The sequence below is a fragment of the Variovorax boronicumulans NBRC 103145 genome (assembly GCF_001591345.1).
In the GTDB taxonomy this organism is placed as follows: domain Bacteria; phylum Pseudomonadota; class Gammaproteobacteria; order Burkholderiales; family Burkholderiaceae_C; genus Variovorax; species Variovorax boronicumulans.
In genome coordinates, this window is sequence record NZ_BCUS01000033.1 from 26,244 (window position 1) to 45,567 (window position 19,324).

13 protein-coding genes are annotated in these 19,324 nt (G+C 69.7%); 5 read left to right on the forward strand and 8 right to left on the reverse strand.

Annotated features, from left to right (window positions below; translation table 11 throughout):
* Positions 1–28 precede the first annotated feature (28 nt).
* Positions 29–1,507 (forward strand): rhomboid family intramembrane serine protease, encoded by a 1,479-nt coding sequence (locus VBO01S_RS12095; protein WP_062474323.1) that lies wholly within the window; start codon positions 29–31, stop codon positions 1,505–1,507.
* Positions 1,508–1,552: 45 nt separating this feature from the next.
* Here the strand turns inward: VBO01S_RS12095 and VBO01S_RS12100 are convergent, their stop codons facing one another.
* The 6 genes from VBO01S_RS12100 to VBO01S_RS12125 form a co-directional block, all read right to left on the reverse strand.
* Entirely contained in the window at positions 1,553–2,899 is a 1,347-nt protein-coding gene (locus VBO01S_RS12100) for an MFS family transporter (RefSeq protein WP_062474325.1), read from the reverse strand.
* A 429-nt stretch (positions 2,900–3,328) separates the two neighbouring features.
* The gene (locus tag VBO01S_RS12105; protein WP_062474327.1) at positions 3,329–3,949 is read right to left on the reverse strand and encodes a response regulator transcription factor; all 621 of its coding nucleotides are present in this window, start codon (positions 3,947–3,949) and stop codon (positions 3,329–3,331) included.
* Positions 3,946–6,135, reverse strand: a complete 2,190-nt coding sequence (locus tag VBO01S_RS12110) for an ATP-binding protein (protein ID WP_062474329.1) — start codon at positions 6,133–6,135, stop codon at positions 3,946–3,948. The genes VBO01S_RS12105 and VBO01S_RS12110 overlap by 4 nt, the downstream gene beginning before the upstream one ends.
* A 71-nt stretch (positions 6,136–6,206) precedes the next feature.
* A complete protein-coding gene (locus VBO01S_RS12115) occupies positions 6,207–7,508 on the reverse strand; it encodes a hypothetical protein (protein ID WP_062474330.1) in 1,302 nt (433 codons plus the stop codon).
* Positions 7,509–7,530: 22 nt separating this feature from the next.
* Positions 7,531–8,070, reverse strand: a complete 540-nt coding sequence (locus VBO01S_RS12120) for a hypothetical protein (RefSeq protein WP_062474331.1) — start codon at positions 8,068–8,070, stop codon at positions 7,531–7,533.
* Positions 8,071–8,167: 97 nt separating this feature from the next.
* The gene (locus VBO01S_RS12125) at positions 8,168–8,728 is read right to left on the reverse strand and encodes a DUF3455 domain-containing protein (protein WP_062474332.1); all 561 of its coding nucleotides are present in this window, start codon (positions 8,726–8,728) and stop codon (positions 8,168–8,170) included.
* Between the two features lie 187 nt (positions 8,729–8,915).
* On the opposite strand from VBO01S_RS12125, the gene VBO01S_RS12130 reads away from it, so the two are divergent.
* Genes VBO01S_RS12130 through VBO01S_RS12140 form a run of 3 tightly spaced genes read left to right on the forward strand, consistent with a single transcriptional unit; the run spans position 8,916 to position 11,083 of the window.
* On the forward strand, positions 8,916–9,491 hold the full coding sequence (locus tag VBO01S_RS12130) for an RNA polymerase sigma factor (protein WP_235944176.1): 576 nt from the start codon (positions 8,916–8,918) through the stop codon (positions 9,489–9,491).
* Positions 9,492–9,507: 16 nt separating this feature from the next.
* Positions 9,508–10,260 (forward strand): anti-sigma factor, encoded by a 753-nt coding sequence (locus tag VBO01S_RS12135; protein WP_062474334.1) that lies wholly within the window; start codon positions 9,508–9,510, stop codon positions 10,258–10,260.
* A gap of 46 nt (positions 10,261–10,306) precedes the next feature.
* Positions 10,307–11,083, forward strand: coding sequence for an SGNH/GDSL hydrolase family protein (locus VBO01S_RS12140; RefSeq protein WP_062474365.1), 777 nt, complete (start codon positions 10,307–10,309; stop codon positions 11,081–11,083).
* Here the strand turns inward: VBO01S_RS12140 and VBO01S_RS12145 are convergent, their stop codons facing one another.
* Both VBO01S_RS12145 and opgC read right to left on the reverse strand, forming a co-directional pair.
* Positions 11,084–11,896 (reverse strand): hypothetical protein, encoded by an 813-nt coding sequence (locus VBO01S_RS12145; RefSeq protein WP_157627353.1) that lies wholly within the window; start codon positions 11,894–11,896, stop codon positions 11,084–11,086.
* Positions 11,897–11,944: 48 nt separating this feature from the next.
* Positions 11,945–13,087: an OpgC domain-containing protein gene (gene opgC, locus VBO01S_RS12150; RefSeq protein WP_062474337.1), complete on the reverse strand. Its 1,143-nt coding sequence runs from the start codon at positions 13,085–13,087 to the stop codon at positions 11,945–11,947.
* Between the two features lie 183 nt (positions 13,088–13,270).
* Between opgC and VBO01S_RS12155 the strand changes: the two genes are divergently transcribed.
* Positions 13,271–19,261 (forward strand): alpha-2-macroglobulin family protein, encoded by a 5,991-nt coding sequence (locus VBO01S_RS12155; protein ID WP_062474367.1) that lies wholly within the window; start codon positions 13,271–13,273, stop codon positions 19,259–19,261.
* Positions 19,262–19,324 lie beyond the last annotated feature (63 nt).

A 19,324-nucleotide genomic window follows, 5' to 3' on the forward strand; every position in this document is an offset into this window, starting at 1 on the left:
GCGGCCACACCACCGAGGGCCGCGCTTCATGTTCTACGCCATCCCGCTCGAAAACAAACCGAGCTGGCACAACCCGCCGTGGATGACGGTGCTGCTGATCCTCCTGAACATGGTCGTGTTCTGGGGGCCGCAGCGCAGCGAAGAGAACGGCCGCGAGCGCGCGGCGCAGTTCTACGTGCAGAGCGTGCTGCCCGAGCTGGAGCTGCCGCCCTTCGTCGAGTGGCTCGAAAAAACCGACCCCAAGCGCGGCAAGCTGGCGCGCCGCATGCTGGCCCATGAAGAGGCCTACCCGCAGCTACTCGAAGGCCTGCAAAACGACCAGCCCTTCCTGAAGAAGCTGCGCGCCGACCAGGTCGTGACGCCCGCGAACCCGCGCTTCGACGAATGGCAGCGCGACCGCCGCCAGTACGAGGCGATGCTGCCCGCGCCGTTCACCGCGCGCTGGTCGCAGGACTACGGCAAGGACGCCGAATTCAAGCCCTGGACCTGGCTCACCGCCGCCTTCCTGCACGGCAGCACGGGTCACCTGCTGGGCAACATGCTGTTCCTCTTTTTGTTCGGCTTCTCGGTCGAGCTGGCACTGGGGCGCGGCACCTACCTGAGCTTCTACCTGTTGGGCGGCGTGGGCTCCGCGCTGCTGGCCGGCTGGGCCTATGCGGGCAAGGGCGGCTACGGGCTGGGTGCCTCGGGCGCGATCTCGGCATTGATGGGCATGTACGCCGTGATGTACCGGCTGCGGCGCATCCGCTTTTTCTACCAGCTGTTCTTCTATTTCAACTACGTCACGGCGCCCGCCCTGCTCTTGCTGCCGGCCTGGATCGTCAACGAGCTGGTGCAGCACTGGATCGGCGGCCAGGGCATCGCCTACATGGCCCACCTGGGCGGCCTGCTGACGGGCGCGGCGCTGATGGCCGGCGCCATGTGGCTGGGCCGCGTGAAGACGCCCGAGACCGTGAAGTCGGAAATGGTGACCGACGACCACCGCTTCGAGCAGCACGTGGCCGCCGCGCGCAAGCTGTCGGCGGCGATGAAGTTCGAGCCCGCGTGTGCCGAATGGCGCGCCGCCGCCGCCCTGCGCCCCAGCGACACCGACACGCTGCGCGCCTGGTTCCACACCGCGCGCCTGCAGCCCGCCAGCGACGACTTCCACCAGGCCGCGCGCCGCATCTTCCGCCTGCCCGCCACCGATGCCGACACGCTCGCGCTGCAGCACGCCAGCTTCACGACCTACCTCGACCAGGCCAAACCGGGCGTGCGCCTGAAGCCCGACGACATGGCCCGGCTGGCGCGCCGCTTCGCGCGCATCCGCCAGTTCGGCGACGCCGACAAGCTCTGCCGCATCCTGCTGAAGACCGCGCCCGACCATCCCGAGCTGGCCGACACGCTCTCGGTGTGCGCCAACGGGCTGCTGCACGCGGGCGAACGCGATCGCGCCCTGGGCCTGCTGCCGCACCTGCTGCGGCTGGCGCCCAACGACATGGTCACGCGCGCGTTGCAGCGCACGTAAAAAACCCGGCACGCGGCCGGGTTCGTTGACGAAGCGCCGCTGCGCTTACTTGTCGTTGTGCAGGTACGTCGCCTGCTTCGGCAGCAGCAGGCTGACCAGGAAGGCCACGCCCATCATCGCCGTCACGTACCAGTAGAAATACGACTCGTGGCCGATCGACTTCAGGCCCAGCGCCACGTACTCGGCGCTGCCGCCGAAGATGGCGTTGCCCACCGCGTACGACAGGCCCACGCCCAGCGCGCGCACTTCGGGCGGGAACATCTCGGCCTTCACGATGCCGCTGATCGAGGTGTAGAAGCTCACCACCGCCAGCGCCAGCGTGATCAGCACGCCGGCCATCAGCGGGCTGCCCACGCTTTGCAGGTTGCTCAGCACGGGCACCGTCATCAGCGCGCCCAGGGCGCCGAACAGCAACATGTTGCTGCGACGGCCGATGCGGTCCGACAGCGCGCCGAACAGCGGCTGCATGCACATGTACAGGAACAGGCACGCCGTCATCACGTTGCTGGCGGTCTTGATCGACATGCCGGCCGAGTTCACCAGGTACTTCTGCATGTAGGTGGTGAAGGTGTAGAAGATCAGCGAGCCGCCGGCCGTGTAGCCCAGCACGACGAGGAAGGCGCGCTTGTGGTGCTTGAACAGCTCGGCGACGCTGCCGGCGCCCTTGGCGGCGCGGGTCTTGGTGCTGGCCGTTTCGGTGAGCGTGCGGCGCAGCATCAGCGCCACGACGGCGGCCAGGGCACCCAGCACGAAGGGAATGCGCCAGCCCCAGGCCTTGAGCTCGGCCTCGGTGAGCAGCTGCTGCAGCACCACCACGGCCACCACGGCCAGCAGCTGGCCGCCGATCAGCGTGACGTACTGGAACGACGAGAAGAAGCCGCGCTGGCCGCGCATCGCCACTTCGCTCATGTAGGTGGCGGTGGTGCCGTATTCGCCGCCGACCGACAGGCCCTGCAGCAGGCGCGCGGCCAGCAGCAGCGCGGGCGCCCAGGCGCCGATCTGCGCGTAGGTGGGCAGGCAGGCAATGACCAGCGAGCCGACGCACATCATGACGACCGAAGTCACCATCGAGGTCTTGCGGCCCTTGCGGTCGGCCAGCCGGCCGAACAGCCAGCCGCCGATCGGGCGCATCAGGAAGCCGGCGGCGAACACGCCGGCGGTGTTCAGCAGCTGGACCGTCGGGTCCGACTTGGGGAAGAACGAGGGCGCGAAGTAGATCGCGCAGAAGGCGTAGACGTAGAAGTCGAACCACTCCACCAGGTTGCCGGACGACGCGGCAAAGATGGCGAAGATGCGCTTGCGCTTTTCCTCGAAGGTGTAGGGGGTGGTGTCGCGGGTCGCGTCTGGGCTGGAAGCGCCGGCGCTCGTGCTGCTGCTGGCAATGGCGGTCATGCGGGGGGTCCTTGTCTCTGGCTGCAGCCCCCGCGAAGCCCGCGGAAAGCCGTGCCGGGGAGTCTGGTCCGCCGGGGGCACGCTGTCGTCCGTAGGGCCCCCGCCGCGGGACTGCGTACCGGTACGCAGGGGTAAACCCTAAGTTCTAGCCAGAAGTTGGGGCGCCTTCAGGGCGACGCTCCCGCCGACGGGGCACCTTGCTCCGCGAATGTCCCCCGGGCTTCGCCCTCCTCCTTGATTTCGCTGCGCAAGGCACCCCATCGGCGTGAGCGTGTTCAGTGCAGTCGTTGATCGGCGAGCACCCGCAGCGTGCCCTGTGCCCAGGACACTGGGTGCTTCCCGCAGCGAAATCAAGGAGGAGGGGCGAAGCCCCGGGGGACATTCGCGGAGGGAAGCACCCGGTGGCCTGGGCACGCGCCCCGAACAGAACTACAACCCGTGCTCGCGCAGGAAGCGATCCAGCTCCAGGCTGCTCGAAAAACCCAGCTTCGCGAACATGTGCGCCCGGTGCGTTTCCACCGTGCGCAGCTCCAGCGGCGCGAGTTCCTGCGCGATGCGCTTGTTGGGCAGGCCTTCGGCCACGAGCCGGGCGACCTGCATCTCGCGCGGCGTGAGCTTGGCCCACAGCGCCTGCGCGGCCTGCCGGGCCTGGCGGCGCACGGCAACCTCTTCGGCCTTCTGCAACGCCTTGGCGATGCTGTCGAGCAGGCGCTCGTCGTTGCAGGGCTTCTCCAGCCAGCCGAAGGCGCCGTTCTGCACCGCCTCGACCGCCATCGGGATGTCGCCATGCCCGGACAGGAAGATCACGACCAGCGGGCTGTCCTGCGCGCGCAGCGCGTCGAACACCTGCAGCCCGCTCATGCCCTCCATGCGCAGGTCGAGGATGGCGCAGCCCGAGCGCTGCAGGTCGGCACCGGCCAGGAAGGCCTCGCCCGAGGCGAAGGCCTGCACCGCATGGCCGCGCGACAGCAGCAGCAGGCCCAGGGAGCGGCGCACGGCCTCGTCGTCGTCGACGACGCACAGGTGGTTGGCAAGCAGGGGTGCGTTCACGGGGAAGCCTCCAGTTCGAGGGTGAAGACCGTGCCGCCGCCGGGCCGGTCGGCGAACGACAAGCGGCCGCGGTGGGCCTCCACGATGGTGCGGCAGATGTTCAGGCCCAACCCGAGCCCGCCGGCCTTGGTGGTGAAGAAGGGCGCAAAGACCTGCTCGGCCAGCGCGGCGTCGATGCCGGGGCCGTGGTCCGCGATGCGAATGTGCACGCGGCCTTCGCGCAGCTCGGCCTCGACCTCGACCACGCGCCGCTCGGGCGGCGTGCCCTGCTGCATCGCCTGCAGGCTGTTGGACAGCAGGTTCAGCAGCACCTGCTCGAGCAGCACGCGGTCGCCGCGCACCGGCGGCAGCGCGGGCGGAATGCGCACCTCGGCGCGCACCTGCCGCTGGCGCATCTCGCCCTGCAGCAGCGCCAGCGCATTGGTCACCAGCGCGGCCACGGCGCAGTCTTCGGTGCCGGCGGTGCGCTGGCGCACGAAGCCGCGGATGCGCCGCACGATCTCGGCGCTGCGTTTGGCCTGCGCCACGGTCTCGTCGAGGCTGCTGGCCAGGAGCGGCTGGTTGCCCTGCGCGGCGAAGGCCTTGGCGGCGTTGGCGAAGTTGCTCAGCGCCATCAGCGGCTGGTTGAGTTCGTGGGCCAGCGTGGAGGCCATCTCGCCCAGGCTGGCCAGGCGCTGCGCGTGCTGCAGCTGCTCGTCGTTCTGGCGCTGGCGCAGCTCGGCGCGCTTCTGCTCGGTGATGTCGACCACCGAGCTCATCCAGCCGCTGTGGCGGCCGTCGGCGTCGATGAGCCGCGCGGTGTAGACCATGGTGATGACCTCGTGCCCGTCGCGGTGCCGCAGGCGCGACTCGAAGCCCGAGCGCGCGGGCTGCCCGCTCATCATGGCCTCGTAGTGGAACCAGTGCTGCGTCACGTCGTCGGGGTGCCAGTAGGGGTACGGCGGCAGCCGCCCCAGCAGCTCGTCGGCGCCGTAGCCGGTCATCTCGCAGAAGGCCGGGTTGACGTAGATGATGCGGCCCTGCAGGTCGCGCGCGCGCATGCCGACCAGCAGCGAGTCTTCCATCGCCTTGCGGAAGGCGTGGGCCTGGTCCAGCTCGTGGGTGCGCTCGCGCACGCGCAGCTCGAGGTCGCGCCGCGCGTCGCGCTGCTCGGCGAAGCGGCGCTCGCGCAGCCGCCAGTACAGCGCCCCCAGCAGCAGCACGCCGGCGCCCAGCAGGCCGAGCATCCAGGTGCGCTCGCGCGCGCGGGTGACTTCGGCGTGGTCGGCCATCACCGTCAGGGTCCAGCCCAGGTCAGGCAGCGGCTCGTCGACGGCGAGAAAACGCCGCGCCTTGCCACCGACCGTGGTGCGCACCAGGTAGCCCGGCGCGCCTTCGATGTGCTCGACGCGCCAGGGCAGCGGCGCAAAGCGGGTGCGCGCGCCGTACTGCTGGTCGTGCTCGATGCCCGCCAGGTCGGCGGGGCTCAGCGCCCGCGTGGCCTGGTACATCCAGCCCGGCACCGAGCTCAGGAACACGATGCCGCGCGCGTCGGTCAGCAGGATCGGATCGCGCACGAAGGCCCAGGCGTCGTGCAGCTGGCGCAGGCTGACCTTGACGGTGACCACGCCCAGCACCTCGCCGCCGCCCTCGGCGCGCACCGGCGCCGACATGAACAGCCCCGGCTCGCCCGTGGTCTGGCCCACGCCGTAGAACAGGCCGCGCCGCCCGGCCCGCGCATCGAGAAAGTACGGCCGGTTGGCGTACGACTCGCCCACGAAGCTCTGCGGCGTGGCCCAGTTGCTCGCGGCCAGCGTGAGGCCCTGCGGGTCGGTGAGGTACAGCGCGTCGGAGCCCGCGAGGCGGTTCACTTCCTCGATGTGGTGGTTGGCGCGCTGCCGCGCGGCGGGGTCCTGCGGATGGGCCAGCACGGCGAGCACGTCGGGGTGCATGCCGGCGGTGAACGGCAGGTAGCCGTACTTGCCGGCGGCGTCGCGCAGGCCGAGCACGTGCACTTCCATGGCGCGGCGGATCGAGTCGGCCTGGAAGTTCGCCTCGCGCCGCGCGGCCCACTGGCCGGCCACGGCGATCAGCAGCAGCGCCAGCGCGACGGCAGCCGCCCAGGCCACCAGCGCGCGGCGGCGGGAGCGCGTCGGCGATGGAGATGAAGGAGCAGGAAGGGACGGTTCGGGCGTGAGGGGCGGCATGGGAGGCGGGTCCGCAGGTCCGGCCGGCGCGGCGTGCGGAATTTTGCCCTGATCCGCGGGCCGGCCCTCTCTCAGGCCGCCGGCCGCAGCAGCCAGCGCACTTCCTGCGTCTGCTCGCTCTCGGGGTAGCGAGCCTCGAGCGTGGTGAGGATCGGCTGCGCCATGTCCGTGCGGCCCAGCCCCTGCACCAGCGCGCGGGCTGCCAGCTCGTAGGCCTGCGGGATCGCCGCGTGGCCGCGGAAGCGCTTGTCGAAGCCCGACAGCAGCGCGAGCGTGCCGTGCGCGTCGCCGCCGCGCCATTCGGCGCGCGCCATCGCGATGACCATCGCCGGGTCGTCGAGCACGAAGGTCTTGTCGATGGCGCGGCAGGCCTTGAAGACTTTCAGCGCGTCCGATGCGAGGTCGCGCCGCATCAGCAGCGGAATGAAGCGGCGCGCGTGGTCGAACAGCGTGTCCTTCTTCTCGGGCATGAGCGCCAGCACGCGGTGGTAGCGGCGCTGCGCGGCCAGGTCGTCGGCGTCGGCGGTGCGCTGCGCCTCGTAGGCAATGCCCAGTGCGGCGGCCAGGTCGCCGTCGGTGATGCACTGCGCCACCTCGGCGTCGGTGCGCTGCGCGGCGATCTGCGCGGGCGTGCGACGGTCGACCGGCGCGCCGATGTCGGCGCCCGCGCCGGGCACGAGGTCGATGCCGAAGGCGTCGTGGTGCTGGTACATCACGTAGCCCAGGAGGCTGGCCATCACCCAGCCGAAGTAGATGAACGCGAAGTTGACGATCGGCAGCACGATGCGTCCGTCGAACACCGGCAGCACCATCGAAATCGCCACCTGCGCGCCCGTGCTCAGCAGGAACAGGAAGAAGCACAGCAGCGCATAGGGCCAGCCGATGGTGCGCATCGCGTCCATCACGTAGCCCGGGTTCATGGCCTGGAAGAAGCTGCCCGACTGCACCAGCACGATCACCGCCGCCGGGAAGGTGAAGGACATGATGAACAGCCCCACCGTGCCCAGCACCGGCTCGTACCAGGCGAGCCAGCCGATGAGCATCGTCTGCACCAGCGAGATGGCGAAGAGCTTCCACGGCAGGTAGGTCCACTCGTCGCTCGATTCACGTCCGAAATCAGCCGAGTCGCGGATGCCGCGCGCGCCCAGCGCAATGACCTTGAAGCCGTAGCGGCTGGCCGCCAGGATGATGCCGACCTCGATGACGATGAAGGCCAGCGCATCGGGCAGGAAGAACACGGCCTCGAACAGCAGGCTGCAGAACGACAGCACCAGGCCGTAGGCCAGCGGCCGCAGCTGGAGCGGAAAGGCGAAGAAGCTGTTGAGGCGGTGCCAGAACGGCGGAGGCGGCGGCAGGGAGTCGCGGTCGATCATGGCGGGGCCTGGGGTGCTGCGGCTACTTGCGGAAGAAGTCGCTCTGGCTCATGGCGCCCGCGCCGCCCATGCGCACGACCGTGGCGTCGCTGGAATGCACGAGGCGCATCTGGCCGAGCTCGCGCTCCAGGCGCTGGCTGAAACTGGTCTTGTACTGGAGCGCGGCCTCGCCCATCTTGAGCACGCTGGTGCCCGTGACGATGGCGCTCTTGCGGTCGGTGGCCACCTCGACGGCGTCGATGTGGTACTCGTACTCGATGGTGAGGATGCCGCCCATGCGGTCGCCCACGGTGCGGAACAGCTCGAAGGTCTTCTCGACCGCCTCGCAGGCTTCCTCGCGGTTGTGGCTGCTCTCGACGGTGCGGCCCATCATCGTGACCTTGCTCTCGATCACAGCCTTGCGGCTGAGCTGCTTGCACAGCGCTTGCGCATCGCGCGAATAGATGGCGTGCGCTTCCTTGCGGTAGTAGTCGCGCGCCATCGCCTCGTCGAGCTTGCGGCCGCCGATAAAGAAATACCACGCGCCCACGCAGAGCGCGATCACGATCGCAATTTGCTTCATTCCCGCCCCCGCGCGCACGCGGTCCCGCTCCGTTTTGCGGCGCAGTATACGTTGCCGAATGTTTCCAAACGGCGGCGGGATGAGGGCGCTTAACGCGTCAGCTGGCGCGGTAGAAGATGTAGTCGGCCTGGTACTTCACGACCTGTTTCTGGCCCATGTTCGTGGCGCCGCAGGCGGCGGCGGGGGCCACGCCGCCCTGCGTGGCGACGCGCTGGATGTAGCTCACGCCCTGCATGGCGCCCATGCCGGTGGCGGGGTTGGCCTTCACCAATTGGTGGGGAATGTTGCCGGTGCCGTTCGGCGCCACCGCCACCTGCGTGGCCGTGACCTTCGAGCCGTCTGCGTTCTCCCAGGTGGCGGGCGGGCCGTAGTACTTGCCGACCTGCTTGCCGGCGCGGTCCATCAGCTTGGCGTCGGGGCCGACGAAGACCCACTCGTGCGCACCCGGCGTGTTGGCCTTGGCGCGGCATTCGTAGGTGATGTCGCCCGCGCCCACGGTTTCCATGGCCACGCGGTGGCCGGCGGGCACCTTCACGGCGTCGGGCAGGCTGGCCTGCGAAAACACCGGCATGGGCTTGGCGCCCATGCCGGAACAGGCGGCCAGGCCAAGCGCCGCTGCGGTGGTGGAAGCCAGGACGGTCAGGGTGCGGATGTGCATGGTCGTTTCCTTGGTGTCTGATCGGTGGTGAAAAAGAAAGAGCCGCCGTCTGGAGTTCTGCATGTCGACGCCCCCCTGCCCCCTGTACGCAGCCCGAGGGCTGTTGGATTCAGACCGGTCGCGCTGAATCCGCCCGCACCGCCGGGCCGTACCTCGGACATGCGCACCGATGCCCCACAATCCGCCGATGACCGCACCCAGCCCCGACGCCGAACTGATGGCGCTGATCGACCGGATCGGCCATCGCGACGAAGCCGCCCTGCGACAGCTGTACGACCGCACCGCGCCCCGCCTCATGGGGCTGGCGATGCGGGTGGTGCGCCAGCGCGAGTGGGCCGAAGACGTGCTGCAGGAGTCCTTCCTCACCATCTGGCGCGTGGCCGGCGACTACCGTGCCTCGCTGAGTCCGCCGCTGGCCTGGCTGGGGCTCATCGTGCGCAGCCGCTCGCTCGACCTGCTGCGCCGCCGCACCGCCGACCGCGCCCAGCTCACGCAGGAGTTCGACGAGCTGATGGCAGACACCTTCGAATCCGACACGCCCAACCCGGCCGACATGGCCGATGCGAGCGAGCAGGCCTGGGCGCTGCACCAGTGCCTGAGCCAGCTCGAGGGCCGCCAGCGCGAGGTGGTCAGCCTGGCCTACCTGCGCGAGATGAGCCACGGCGAACTGGCCGAACAGCTCAAGCTGCCGCTGGGCACCGTGAAGACCTGGATCCGGCGCGGGCTCGAGAAGCTGCGCACCTGCATGGGCCGCTTCGCCTGACCACGAGACCCGCCCCATGAACCTCCTTGCCCACCCCGAACTGCTCGAACTGCTGGCCGCCAGCCATGCGCTGGGCACGCTGCGCGGCGGCGCCCGCCGCCGCTTCGAAACCCTGGCGCGCGAGCAGGCGCCCGTGCGCGCCGCCGCGCTGGTCTGGCAGGGCCGGCTGGCCGGCATGACCGAGCTGCAGCAGCCCGTCGCGCCCGACCCGGCCGTCTGGACCCGCATCCGCAACCTGATCGACGCCGAGCAGGCGCAACAGGCCCTCGCGCGGCAGCGCGACAACGCCGCGCCCATTGCGTCTGCATCGACCGGCGGCTGGCTGCGCAGCCTTGCGCTGTGGCGCGGCGCCGCCGCAGCCGGCGCGCTCGTGGCCGTGCTGGCCGTGGGCGTGGGCCTGAACCTGCGCGAGCAGCTGATCAACGCGCCCGCCGTGCAGTACGTGGCCGTGCTGTCCGACAACAAGGCCGCCGCCTCCATGCTCGTGACCTTCGACCCGAAGAAGAAGCAGCTCGTGCTGCAGCGCGTGGGCAGCTTCCGCGAAGGCGCCGACAAGTCGCTGCAGCTGTGGGCCCTGCCGCCCGGCGGCGCGCCGCGCTCGCTCGGCGTGCTGGACAATGCACCGGCGCTGCGGCTGGCCGCCTCGGAATCCGATGTGCGCGTGCCGGCGCTGGCGATCAGCCTGGAGCCCAAGGGCGGCGTCCCGAGCGCGGGCGGCCCGACCGGGCCGGTGCTGTTCCATGGCCCGCTGATCGAAAAAACGCTCTGACCCTGTCCTGAATTTCTCCGCTTCCGTTCTCTTTCCGATGCCTTCGATGAAATCCGCGCTGGCGGCCACCGCCGCCCTGCTGCTGGCAACCGCCACCTTCACCGCCCAGGCCCAGACCGCGGCCGCCGCCTTCCCCTACGAAGCCGACGGCGCCACGGCCGCCGACACCGCCTCCGCCTACCTCGCCGCCAAGGCCCGCTGGCACAACGAACTGGCCGCCTTCGCGCGCGCCGACCAGGAGCGCTTTCCGGCGCCGGGCGGCGTGGTGTTCGTGGGCAGCTCCACGGTGCGCATGTGGACGCGCCTGTCGCAGGATTTTTCCCGCGTGCCGGGCGGCATCGTCAACCGCGGCTTCGGCGGCTCGACGCTGGCCGACTGCGCCCTGTTCGCGCGCGACCTCGTGGTGCGCTACAAGCCCCGGCAGGTGGTGCTCTATGCGGGCGACAACGACCTGGCCGAAGGCCGCACGCCGCTGCAGGTGCTGGACAGCTTCGCGCGCTTTGCCAACACGGTGCGCGCCGAGCTGCCCGACGCGCGCATCAGCTTCATCTCGGTCAAGCCCAGCCCGTCGCGCGAGCAGCTCATGCCGCAGATCCGCGAGACCAACCACGTGATCTCGGCCTACCTGAACCTGCTGCCCAACAGCGAGTACATCGACATCCACACGCCGATGCTCGGCGCGGATGGACGGCCACGCCCCGAACTGTTCCGCGGCGACCGGCTGCACCTGACGGACGAGGGCTACCGGCTGTGGCAGTCGGTGGTGGCGCCGCACCTGCCACAGCCGCCTTCGGTGCCGGCCTCGCCCTCCAACGCGCCCTGATCAGGGCGGCGGCAGCAGGTCCTGGTATTCGGGGAGCGTGAGCAGCTCCAGGTCGGGGAACTTGCGCACCGCCTCCTTGAGGTTCTTCAGCGTCTGCGCCATGCGCGCGCGCACGGTCTTGCGCACCCAGGCCTGGTCGTCGGGCGAGAGGCTGGACAGGTAGTAGGCGCCCGGCACGCAGCCGTGCAGGAAGTTCTCGGCCTTGGCCTTGGCTTCGTTGAGCCGTTTCGCGTGGACCTGGGCGATCACCTGCGTCAGGTCCGTGCCCGGTGAGGCCTTGCGCGCCGTGTTCAATTCGCTCATCACGGGACCGTCGCTGTCGAAGGAGGCCGGGTGGCAGTGGACCCACGACAGGAACATCCGGTCGGCCGCCGATTGGCGGTCTGTCCCGTCGAAGTCGATGCTTCCGCCCAGATGTTTCGCCGCAGCGGCGTGGCCGTGCTCAGCGGCCAGCCAGCGCCATTGCAGGCTTTCGCTTCGACCGGCACCGCGCCTGAGAAAGACCGCGAGAGATTCATAGGCCGGCGTATAGCCTTCCTCCGCCGCCGAGCGAAGGTCTTCCATCGCGCGGGCGCGGGTTGCGGTATCGACCTCCACGCCCATCATGAGCGCCGAGCCGCGGAACACGCGGCCGAACGGGGTGCCGCTGTCGGCCAGCGTGATTTCGCAGGCCGATGGGTTGGCGGCGCCGTAGCAATCCAGCCGCCGTTGCACGTCCTGTAGCGCTGCTTGCGGCAAGACCGCCTGCGCCGCCGCACCCCACGCCAACACGCAGGCCGCCAGTGCACGTCTCCAAAGCACGGAATCGATCATCGCCCTCCCCCTCTTCTCAAAAAAACGAGCGGCGCTCCCTGCAGACACCTACGCCGGCGCAGGCTCCGAAGGCACATCGTCCGCCGGCGGCGGCACGTCGGCGCCGCGCGTGAAGCGTGCCACGAAGTACATCCCCGCGAACACCGCCGCCAGCAGCAGGCCGTCGCCCCACCAGGGCCGCGCCATCTGGTTGTCGCCGTAGAAGGCCAGCACCAGCAGCACCGCCACGAGGTGCGCGCAGAACACCGGCAGCGAGGCCGAGCCCATCGCCTCGAGCCAGTGCAGGCGCGGGATCTTGCGCATGAGCCAGGGCCCGAAGCGCACCGCCAGGATGCCCAGCGCCACCAGGTTCACGATCCGCAGCGGGCCGAGCTGCCACTTGTCGAACAGCAGGTTCATTTCCACATCGCCGCCGAACGGCGCCTGGCCGTTGATGCCGGTGTGGCGCCAGTAGAAGCCGTAGAGCGCGATGCCCGCCGCCAGCACCAGCAGCCAGGCCGGAAAGCGCAGCGGCCGGGCCTCGGGCGCGTTGCGGCTGGCGCCCAGGCACAGGCCGGCGAACCACAGGAACTGCCAGGCGTAGGTGTTGAAGGCGCCCATCTCGTGGAACGGCACCGGCACGCCGAGGTAACGCACCGCCAGCCCGTAGACCCATTCGCTGAGCCCGAACTGCGCCATCGCCCAGACCGTGGCGCTGGCCACCATCACGAGCGTCCAGCCGTGGCGCATGGCAAAGGCCAGCACCCAGGGGCTCATGAGCATGAAGAAGATGTACATCGGCAGAATGTCCAGCAGCGGCGGCTCGTAGATCAGCAGCAGCCCGAACAGGAAGCCGTCGCGCGGCTCGGCCAGGTAGTACGACACGAGGTTCTTGACCGCCGGCTGGTCGATGTGCACGCCCAGCGCCGCGATCACGGTGAACAGGAACAGCAGGATCGCCGCCTGGCACAGGTAGACCTTGAGCACGCGCCGCCAGAAAGCCTGGCGCATCGAGTCGACGCCGCGCACATGGCCGATGCGGCTGTAGACCAGCCCCGCCACGAAGGCCGACAGCAGCACGAAGCCCTCGGCGGCCGACACGAAGCCGAAAGGCTGACCCAGTGGATCGGTCAGCCGCGTGGGCAGGTGGGTGACGGTCATCAGCACGAGCATCAGCCCGCGCAAGGCGTCTATTTCCCAGTAGCGTTTCATTCGGTCGGCGGCGAGGTCTTGGTGGCGGTCTGCGCAGCGCACGCACGACGTCAGCGATTGTAAGAAGACCGGCGTACGTCGACAGAATGCGCGCTTCAAACACGGACGGCCTATGACGCTTGGCACTCCCGGAGCGCCATGCAAATCGGCTACGCTGCGCGCTGCCTCAAGGTGGAGAACTCCGTGAACCGTTTCATTCCGACATTGCTACTGGCCGCCGGCGCGCTCGCGGCGGGCCCGGGCCATGCACTTCAGATCACCAGCCTGACCCCGCAGGGCGAAGTGGCGCGCGTGCGCCAGGTCGTCGCCAAATTCGATCAGGCGGCGGTCAACTTCGGCGACCCCAAGGCGCCCGCGCCGCTCACCGTGAGCTGCTCCGACGCGCAGGCCGGCAAGGGCACCGGCCGCTGGACCGACGCCAAGGCCTGGGTCTACGACTTCGAGAACGACCTGCCGCCCGGCGTGCGCTGCTCGGTCACCCGCGTTCCCACCTTCAAGCCGGCCGGCGGCGGCGAGCTGACCGGCCCCGAGCGCTATCAATTCAATAGCGGCGGCCCGTTCGTGCGCAACTACATGCCGGGCACCTACGCCCGCATCGACGAGCAGCAGATGTTCGTGCTCGAGCTCAACGGCGCGGCCACCATCGACAGCGTGCGCCAGAACGTCTGGTGCGCGGCCGACGGCGTCGGCGAACGCATTCCGGCCAAGCTGCTCGAGGGCGAGGCGCGCACCGAGCTGCTCAAGGCCTTCCACCGTGAGAAGGAAGCCGCGAAAGACCCGCTGCGCTTCATCACGATGCAGTGCAACCGCACGCTCACGCCGGGTGCCAAGGTGCAGGTCGTCTACGGCAAAGGCGTGGCCACGCCGTCGGGCGTCGCCAACAACGTGGAACGCCGTTTCGACTACCAGGTGCGCGAGCCCTTCGCCGTGTCCTTCACCTGCGAGCGCGAGAACGCGCAGGCCGCCTGCCTGCCGCTGCGCCCGATGCAGCTGCAGTTCAACGCGCCGGTGACGCGCAAGGTGGCGTCGCAGATCGTGCTCAAGGGCGACGGCAAGACGATCAAGGCCACGCTCGAGAGCGGCGGCGGCTCGCAGAACGACGACGACGTGGTCAACAGCGCGAGCTTCGGCCCGCCGCTGGCCGAGAGCACGCAGTTCAGCATCGAGCTGCCTTCCGGCTTCCAGGACGCCTCGGGCCGCGCGCTGGGCACGCCCGGCAGCTTTCCGCTGAAGGTGGCGACCGGCGCGATGCCGCCGCTGGCCAAGTTCGCGGCCTCGCCCTTCGGCGTGATCGAGCGCCTGGCCGAGCCCGGCACCCCGGCCATGATGCCGGTCACCGTGCGCCGCGTGGAGCCGCAACTCATGGTGCAGGCGCTCACGCCCGGCAAGGTGAGCGACCTCAACCCCAAGACCGACGCCGAGATCATCGCGTGGTACCGCAAGGTGCGCCGCTACGACAACTACACGGTCAGCCGCGACACCGCGCGCCGCGACGTGAAGGGCGCCCTGCCCCCGGTGATCGACAAGAACGAACGCTCGCACGTGCAGACGCGCATGGTGTCGCTGCTCGGCGGCCAGCCGGGCGTGAAGGCCCTGGACATGCCCAAGGCCGAGAGCGGCGACCCGCGCCCCTTCGAAGTCGTCGGCATCCCGCTCACGCCGGGCTTCCACGTGCTCGAAATCGCTTCGCAGAAACTCGGCGAAGCCCTGCTCGACGAGCGCTACAACGCCGGGCGCACGATGTACGTGCGCACCACCGCGCTGGCCACCAACCTGGCCGTGCACTTCAAGCTGGGCCGCGAGAACTCCATGGCCTGGGTCACCACGCTCGACAAGGGCAAGGTGGTGGCGGGCGCCGAGGTGCGCGTGTCCAGCTGCGACGGCAAGGCCGTGGCCACCGGCACCACCGACGCCAGCGGCATCGTGATGCTCAACGGCGTGTCGCCCGATGCACCCAGCTGCAACGGCCCGAACGAGTACGAGACCAGCGCCTGGTTCGTGAGCGCGCGCGCCAAGGACGACAAGGGCGTGGAAGACCTCGCCTTCACCTGGAGCGACTGGCAGCGCGGCATCGAGCCCTGGCGCTTCAACGTGCCCACCAGCCTGGACGTGCGCCCCGACGGCATCGCCCACACCATCTTCGACCGCACGCTGCTGCGCGCCGGCGAGACGGTGTCGATGAAGAGCCTGCTGCGCACCCAGACCAGCAAGGGCTTCGGCCTGCCCGAGAACCGGCCCGACACGCTGGTCGTGACCCACATGGGCAGCGGCCAGCGCTTCACCCAGCCGCTGGCCTGGCGCAAGACCGCCACCAGCGGCCTGAGCGCCGAGAACAGCTTTGCCATTCCGCCGGCCGCCAAGCTCGGCGTGTACCAGGTCGAGCTGCGCAGCGGCGACGGCACCAGCGACGAAGGCAACAACCGCACCTACTCGACCGGCATCTTCCGCGTCGAGGAATTCCGACTGCCCGTGCTCGAAGGCCGCATCGCGCCCACCGAGAAGAAGCCGCTGGTGGCCGCCACGAGCGTGCCCACCGACGTGCAGATCAACTACGTGGCCGGCGGCGGCGCCGCCAACCTGCCGGTGCGCGTGTCGGCCATGGTGCGCAGCAAGGGCCTGAGCTTTTCCGACTACGACGCCTTCAGCTTCAACCCGCCGCGCGCCGCCGGCGACGGCAGCGAAGCCGCCACCGCCGCCGACACCAGCGCCGGCGAGGAAGACCTCAACAGCGTGAACGACACCCGCGTGATCGCCGACAAGCTGCCGCTCACGTTGAACAAGGACGGCGCCGGCAAGGTCACGATCGACAAGGTGCCCAAAGTGAAGGCGGCGCGCGAGCTGCTGCTCGAAGCCACCTACGCCGACCCGAACGGCGAGGTGCAGACGATCCGCAGCACGCAGACGCTGTGGCCCGCGTCGGTCATCGCCGGCATCAAGACCGAGGGCTGGGTCTCGACCAGCCAGAAGCTCAAGTTCCAGGCGCTCGCGCTCGACCTCACGGGCAAGCCCCAGGCCGGCGTGACGCTCAACGTGCGCGCCGTGGCCCGCATCACCACCACCAGCCGCAAGCGCATGGTGGGCGGCTTCTACACCTACGACAACAAGACCGAGACCAAGGACATCGGCACCGTCTGCTCCGGCAAGAGCGATTCGCGCGGCCTGCTGCTGTGCGAGTCGGAGCTGAAGGAGGCCGGCGAGGTCGAGCTGGTGGCCAGCGCCACCGACAGCGACGGCCGCAGCGCCAGCGCCGTGAGCTCGGTCTACGTGACCAAGCAGGGCGAACTGTGGTTCGGCGGCGAGGACAACGACCGCATCGACGTGCTGCCCGAAAAGAAGAGCTACCAGCCCGGCGAGGTCGCCAAGTTCCAGGTGCGCAGCCCGTTCCGCTTTGCGACCGCGCTGGTGGCCGTGGAACGCGAAGGCATCATCGAGACGCACGTGGTGCAGCTGGACGGCAAGGACCCGACGGTCAGCCTGCAGGTCAAGCCCGAGTGGGGCCCGAACGCCTACGTGAGCGTGCTCGCGCTGCGCGGGCGCCTGCGCGAAGTGCCGTGGTACAGCTTCTTCACCTGGGGTTTCAAGGCGCCGCGCGAGTGGTGGACCGCCTTCTGGTACGAGGGCAAGGAATACGTCGCGCCCACGGCCATGGTCGACCTGAGCAAGCCCGCCTACCGCCTGGGCATGGCCGAGATCCGCGTCGGCACGCGCGCGCACCAGCTCGACGTGACCGTGACCAGCGACAAGCCCAGCTACCCGATCCGCAGCAAGGCGCAGGTCACCATCACCGCCAAGCTGCCCGACGGCAAGCCGGCCGCCGGCGCCGAAGTGGCGCTGGCCGCGGTCGACCAGGCCCTGCTCGAGCTCATGCCCAACGACAGCTGGAACCTGCTCAACGCGATGCTGCAGCGGCGCAGCTGGGGCGTGAGCACCTCCACCGCGCAGATGGAAATCGTCGGCCGGCGCCACTACGGGCGCAAGGCCGTGCCCGCGGGCGGCGGCGGCGGCAAGGGCCAGACGCGCGAACTGCTCGACACCCTGCTCGTGTGGAACCCGAAGATCGTGCTCGACGCCAACGGCCAGGCCGTGGTGACCGTGCCGCTGAACGACGCGCTCACCACCTTCAAGATAGTGGCCGTGGCCGATGCGGGCACCAGCCTGTTCGGCACCGGCCAGGCCAGCATCCAGGCCACGCAAGATTTGCAGATCATCAGCGGCCTGCCGCCGCTGGTGCGCGAGGACGACCAGTTCCGCGCGCAGATCACCTTGCGCAACACCACGCAGAAGCCGATGAAGGTGGAAGCCACGCCGCGCGCCACGCTGCTCACGCTCGAGACGCAGACCGTCGACATCCCGGCCGGCGAATCGCGCGAGGTGGCCTGGAACGTGACCGCGCCCGCGCAGCTCGCGCAGACGCGCGCCGAAGCCATCCTGTGGGAGATCGAGGCCAAGGACACCGTCGGTGGCGCGCGCGACGCGCTCAAGGTGCGCCAGCGCATCGTGCCCGCCGTGCCGCTCACGGTGCAGCAGGCCACGCTGGTGCAGGTCGACGGGCCGTTCACGCTCGACGTGGCACCGCCCGCCGACGCCCTGCCCGGCCGCGGCGGCCTGAAGATGTCGCTGCAGCCCAAGCTGGCCGAAGGCCTGCCGGGCGTGCGCGACTGGTTCGCCAACTACCCCTTCAGCTGCCTCGAGCAGAAGACCAGCAAGGCGGTCGGCCTGCGCGACGCGAAGATGTGGCAGGGCGTGCTGGCCACGCTGCCCACCTACCTCGACAGCGACGGCCTGGCCAGCTACTTCCCGCCGCGCGACGGCGAAGCCAACCGCGGCAGCGACATCCTCACGTCGTACCTGCTCGCGGCCACGCACGAAGCGGCGCAGCTCAACCCGGCCTTCGCGCTCGCCGACGACGCGCGCGCACCGATGGAGTCGGGCCTGATCGCGTTCGTCGAAGGCCGCGTCACGCGCGAGTTCTGGAGCCCGCGCAAGGACCTGGACGTGCGCAAGCTCGCCGCGCTCGAAGCCTTGTCACGCTACGGCAAGGCCAAGGGCAGCATGCTCGGCAGCATCACCATCGCGCCGAACCAGTGGCCCACCAGCGCGGTGATCGACTGGGTCAACATCCTGAAGCGCGTGAACGACGTGCCGCAGCGCCAGCAGCGCCTGGACGAGGCCAACAACGTGCTGAAGGCGCGCCTCTCGTACCAGGGCACCAAGCTCATCTTCAGCACCGAGCAGGACGACTACTGGTGGTGGCTCATGACCAACGGCGACGTCAACACCGCGCGCCTGCTGCTCACGGTGATGGACGACCCGGCCTGGAAGGACGACATCGGCAAGCTCGCCAACGGCTTCATCGGCCGCCAGCAGAACGGCGCCTGGCACACCACCACCGCCAACCTGTGGGGCGGGCTGGCGCTGGAGAAGTTCAGCAAGGTGTTCGAGAGCACGCCGGTGGCCGGCGTCACCGCCGCCACGCTGGGCGCGGTGAAGGCGCAGGTCGACTGGAGCAAGGTGGAGCGCGTGAAGGCCAGCGACGCAACCGGCGCCCCGAACCAGACCACGATGTTCGGCGCGCCCGCCTCGCCGGGCAACCTGCGCAACAACACGATGTTCCTGCCCTGGTCCGCATCGCCCACGGGTGCACCGGTGCGCGACACGCTGCTGGTGACGCAGCAAGGCACCGGCAAGCCGTGGCTCACGCTGCAGTCGCTGGCCGCCGTGCAGCTGAAGGCGCCGTTCGCGGCGGGCTACGCGCTGAAGAAGACCATCACGCCGGTCGAGCAGGCCGTGGCCGGCAAGTACACGCGCGGCGACGTGCTGCGCGTGAGCATCGAGGTCAACGCCAGCACCGACATGACCTGGGTCGTGATCACCGACCCGGTCCCGGGCGGCGCCACCATCCTGGGCAGCGGCCTGGGCCGCGACTCGCAGATCGCCACGCAGGGCGAGAAGAAGAGCGGCGCCGGCTGGCCGGCGTTCGAGGAGCGCAGCTTCGAGGCCTTCCGCAGCTACTACGAGTACCTGCCCAAGGGCGTCGTGAAGATGGAATACACCGTGCGCCTGAACAACGTCGGCGACTTCGCGCTGCCGCCCAGCCGCGTGGAAGCGATGTACGCGCCCGAGATGTTCGGCGAGACGCCGAATGCGCGGGTGAAGGTGGAGGCGGCGAAGTAACGCGGTCATGGTGAAGGCGGGCCGTCATCCCGCCTTCACCGCGCCTCGGCACCATCGCGACGA

Excerpts from the sequence above, each read along its gene's own strand:
- VBO01S_RS12100 (WP_062474325.1), bottom strand. The coding sequence starts at position 2,899 with ATGACCGCCATTGCCAGCAGCAGCACGAGCGCCGGCGCTTCCAGCCCA.
- VBO01S_RS12135 (WP_062474334.1), top strand. The coding sequence starts at position 9,508 with ATGAACCTCCTTGCCCACCCCGAACTGCTCGAACTGCTGGCCGCCAGC.
- VBO01S_RS12110 (WP_062474329.1), bottom strand. The coding sequence starts at position 6,135 with ATGCCGCCCCTCACGCCCGAACCGTCCCTTCCTGCTCCTTCATCTCCA.
- VBO01S_RS12115 (WP_062474330.1), bottom strand. The coding sequence starts at position 7,508 with ATGATCGACCGCGACTCCCTGCCGCCGCCTCCGCCGTTCTGGCACCGC.
- VBO01S_RS12095 (WP_062474323.1), top strand. The coding sequence starts at position 29 with ATGTTCTACGCCATCCCGCTCGAAAACAAACCGAGCTGGCACAACCCG.
- VBO01S_RS12125 (WP_062474332.1), bottom strand. The coding sequence starts at position 8,728 with ATGCACATCCGCACCCTGACCGTCCTGGCTTCCACCACCGCAGCGGCG.
- VBO01S_RS12130 (WP_235944176.1), top strand. The coding sequence starts at position 8,916 with ATGACCGCACCCAGCCCCGACGCCGAACTGATGGCGCTGATCGACCGG.
- opgC (WP_062474337.1), bottom strand. The coding sequence starts at position 13,087 with ATGAAACGCTACTGGGAAATAGACGCCTTGCGCGGGCTGATGCTCGTG.
- VBO01S_RS12140 (WP_062474365.1), top strand. The coding sequence starts at position 10,307 with ATGAAATCCGCGCTGGCGGCCACCGCCGCCCTGCTGCTGGCAACCGCC.
- VBO01S_RS12120 (WP_062474331.1), bottom strand. The coding sequence starts at position 8,070 with ATGAAGCAAATTGCGATCGTGATCGCGCTCTGCGTGGGCGCGTGGTAT.
- VBO01S_RS12145 (WP_157627353.1), bottom strand. The coding sequence starts at position 11,896 with ATGATCGATTCCGTGCTTTGGAGACGTGCACTGGCGGCCTGCGTGTTG.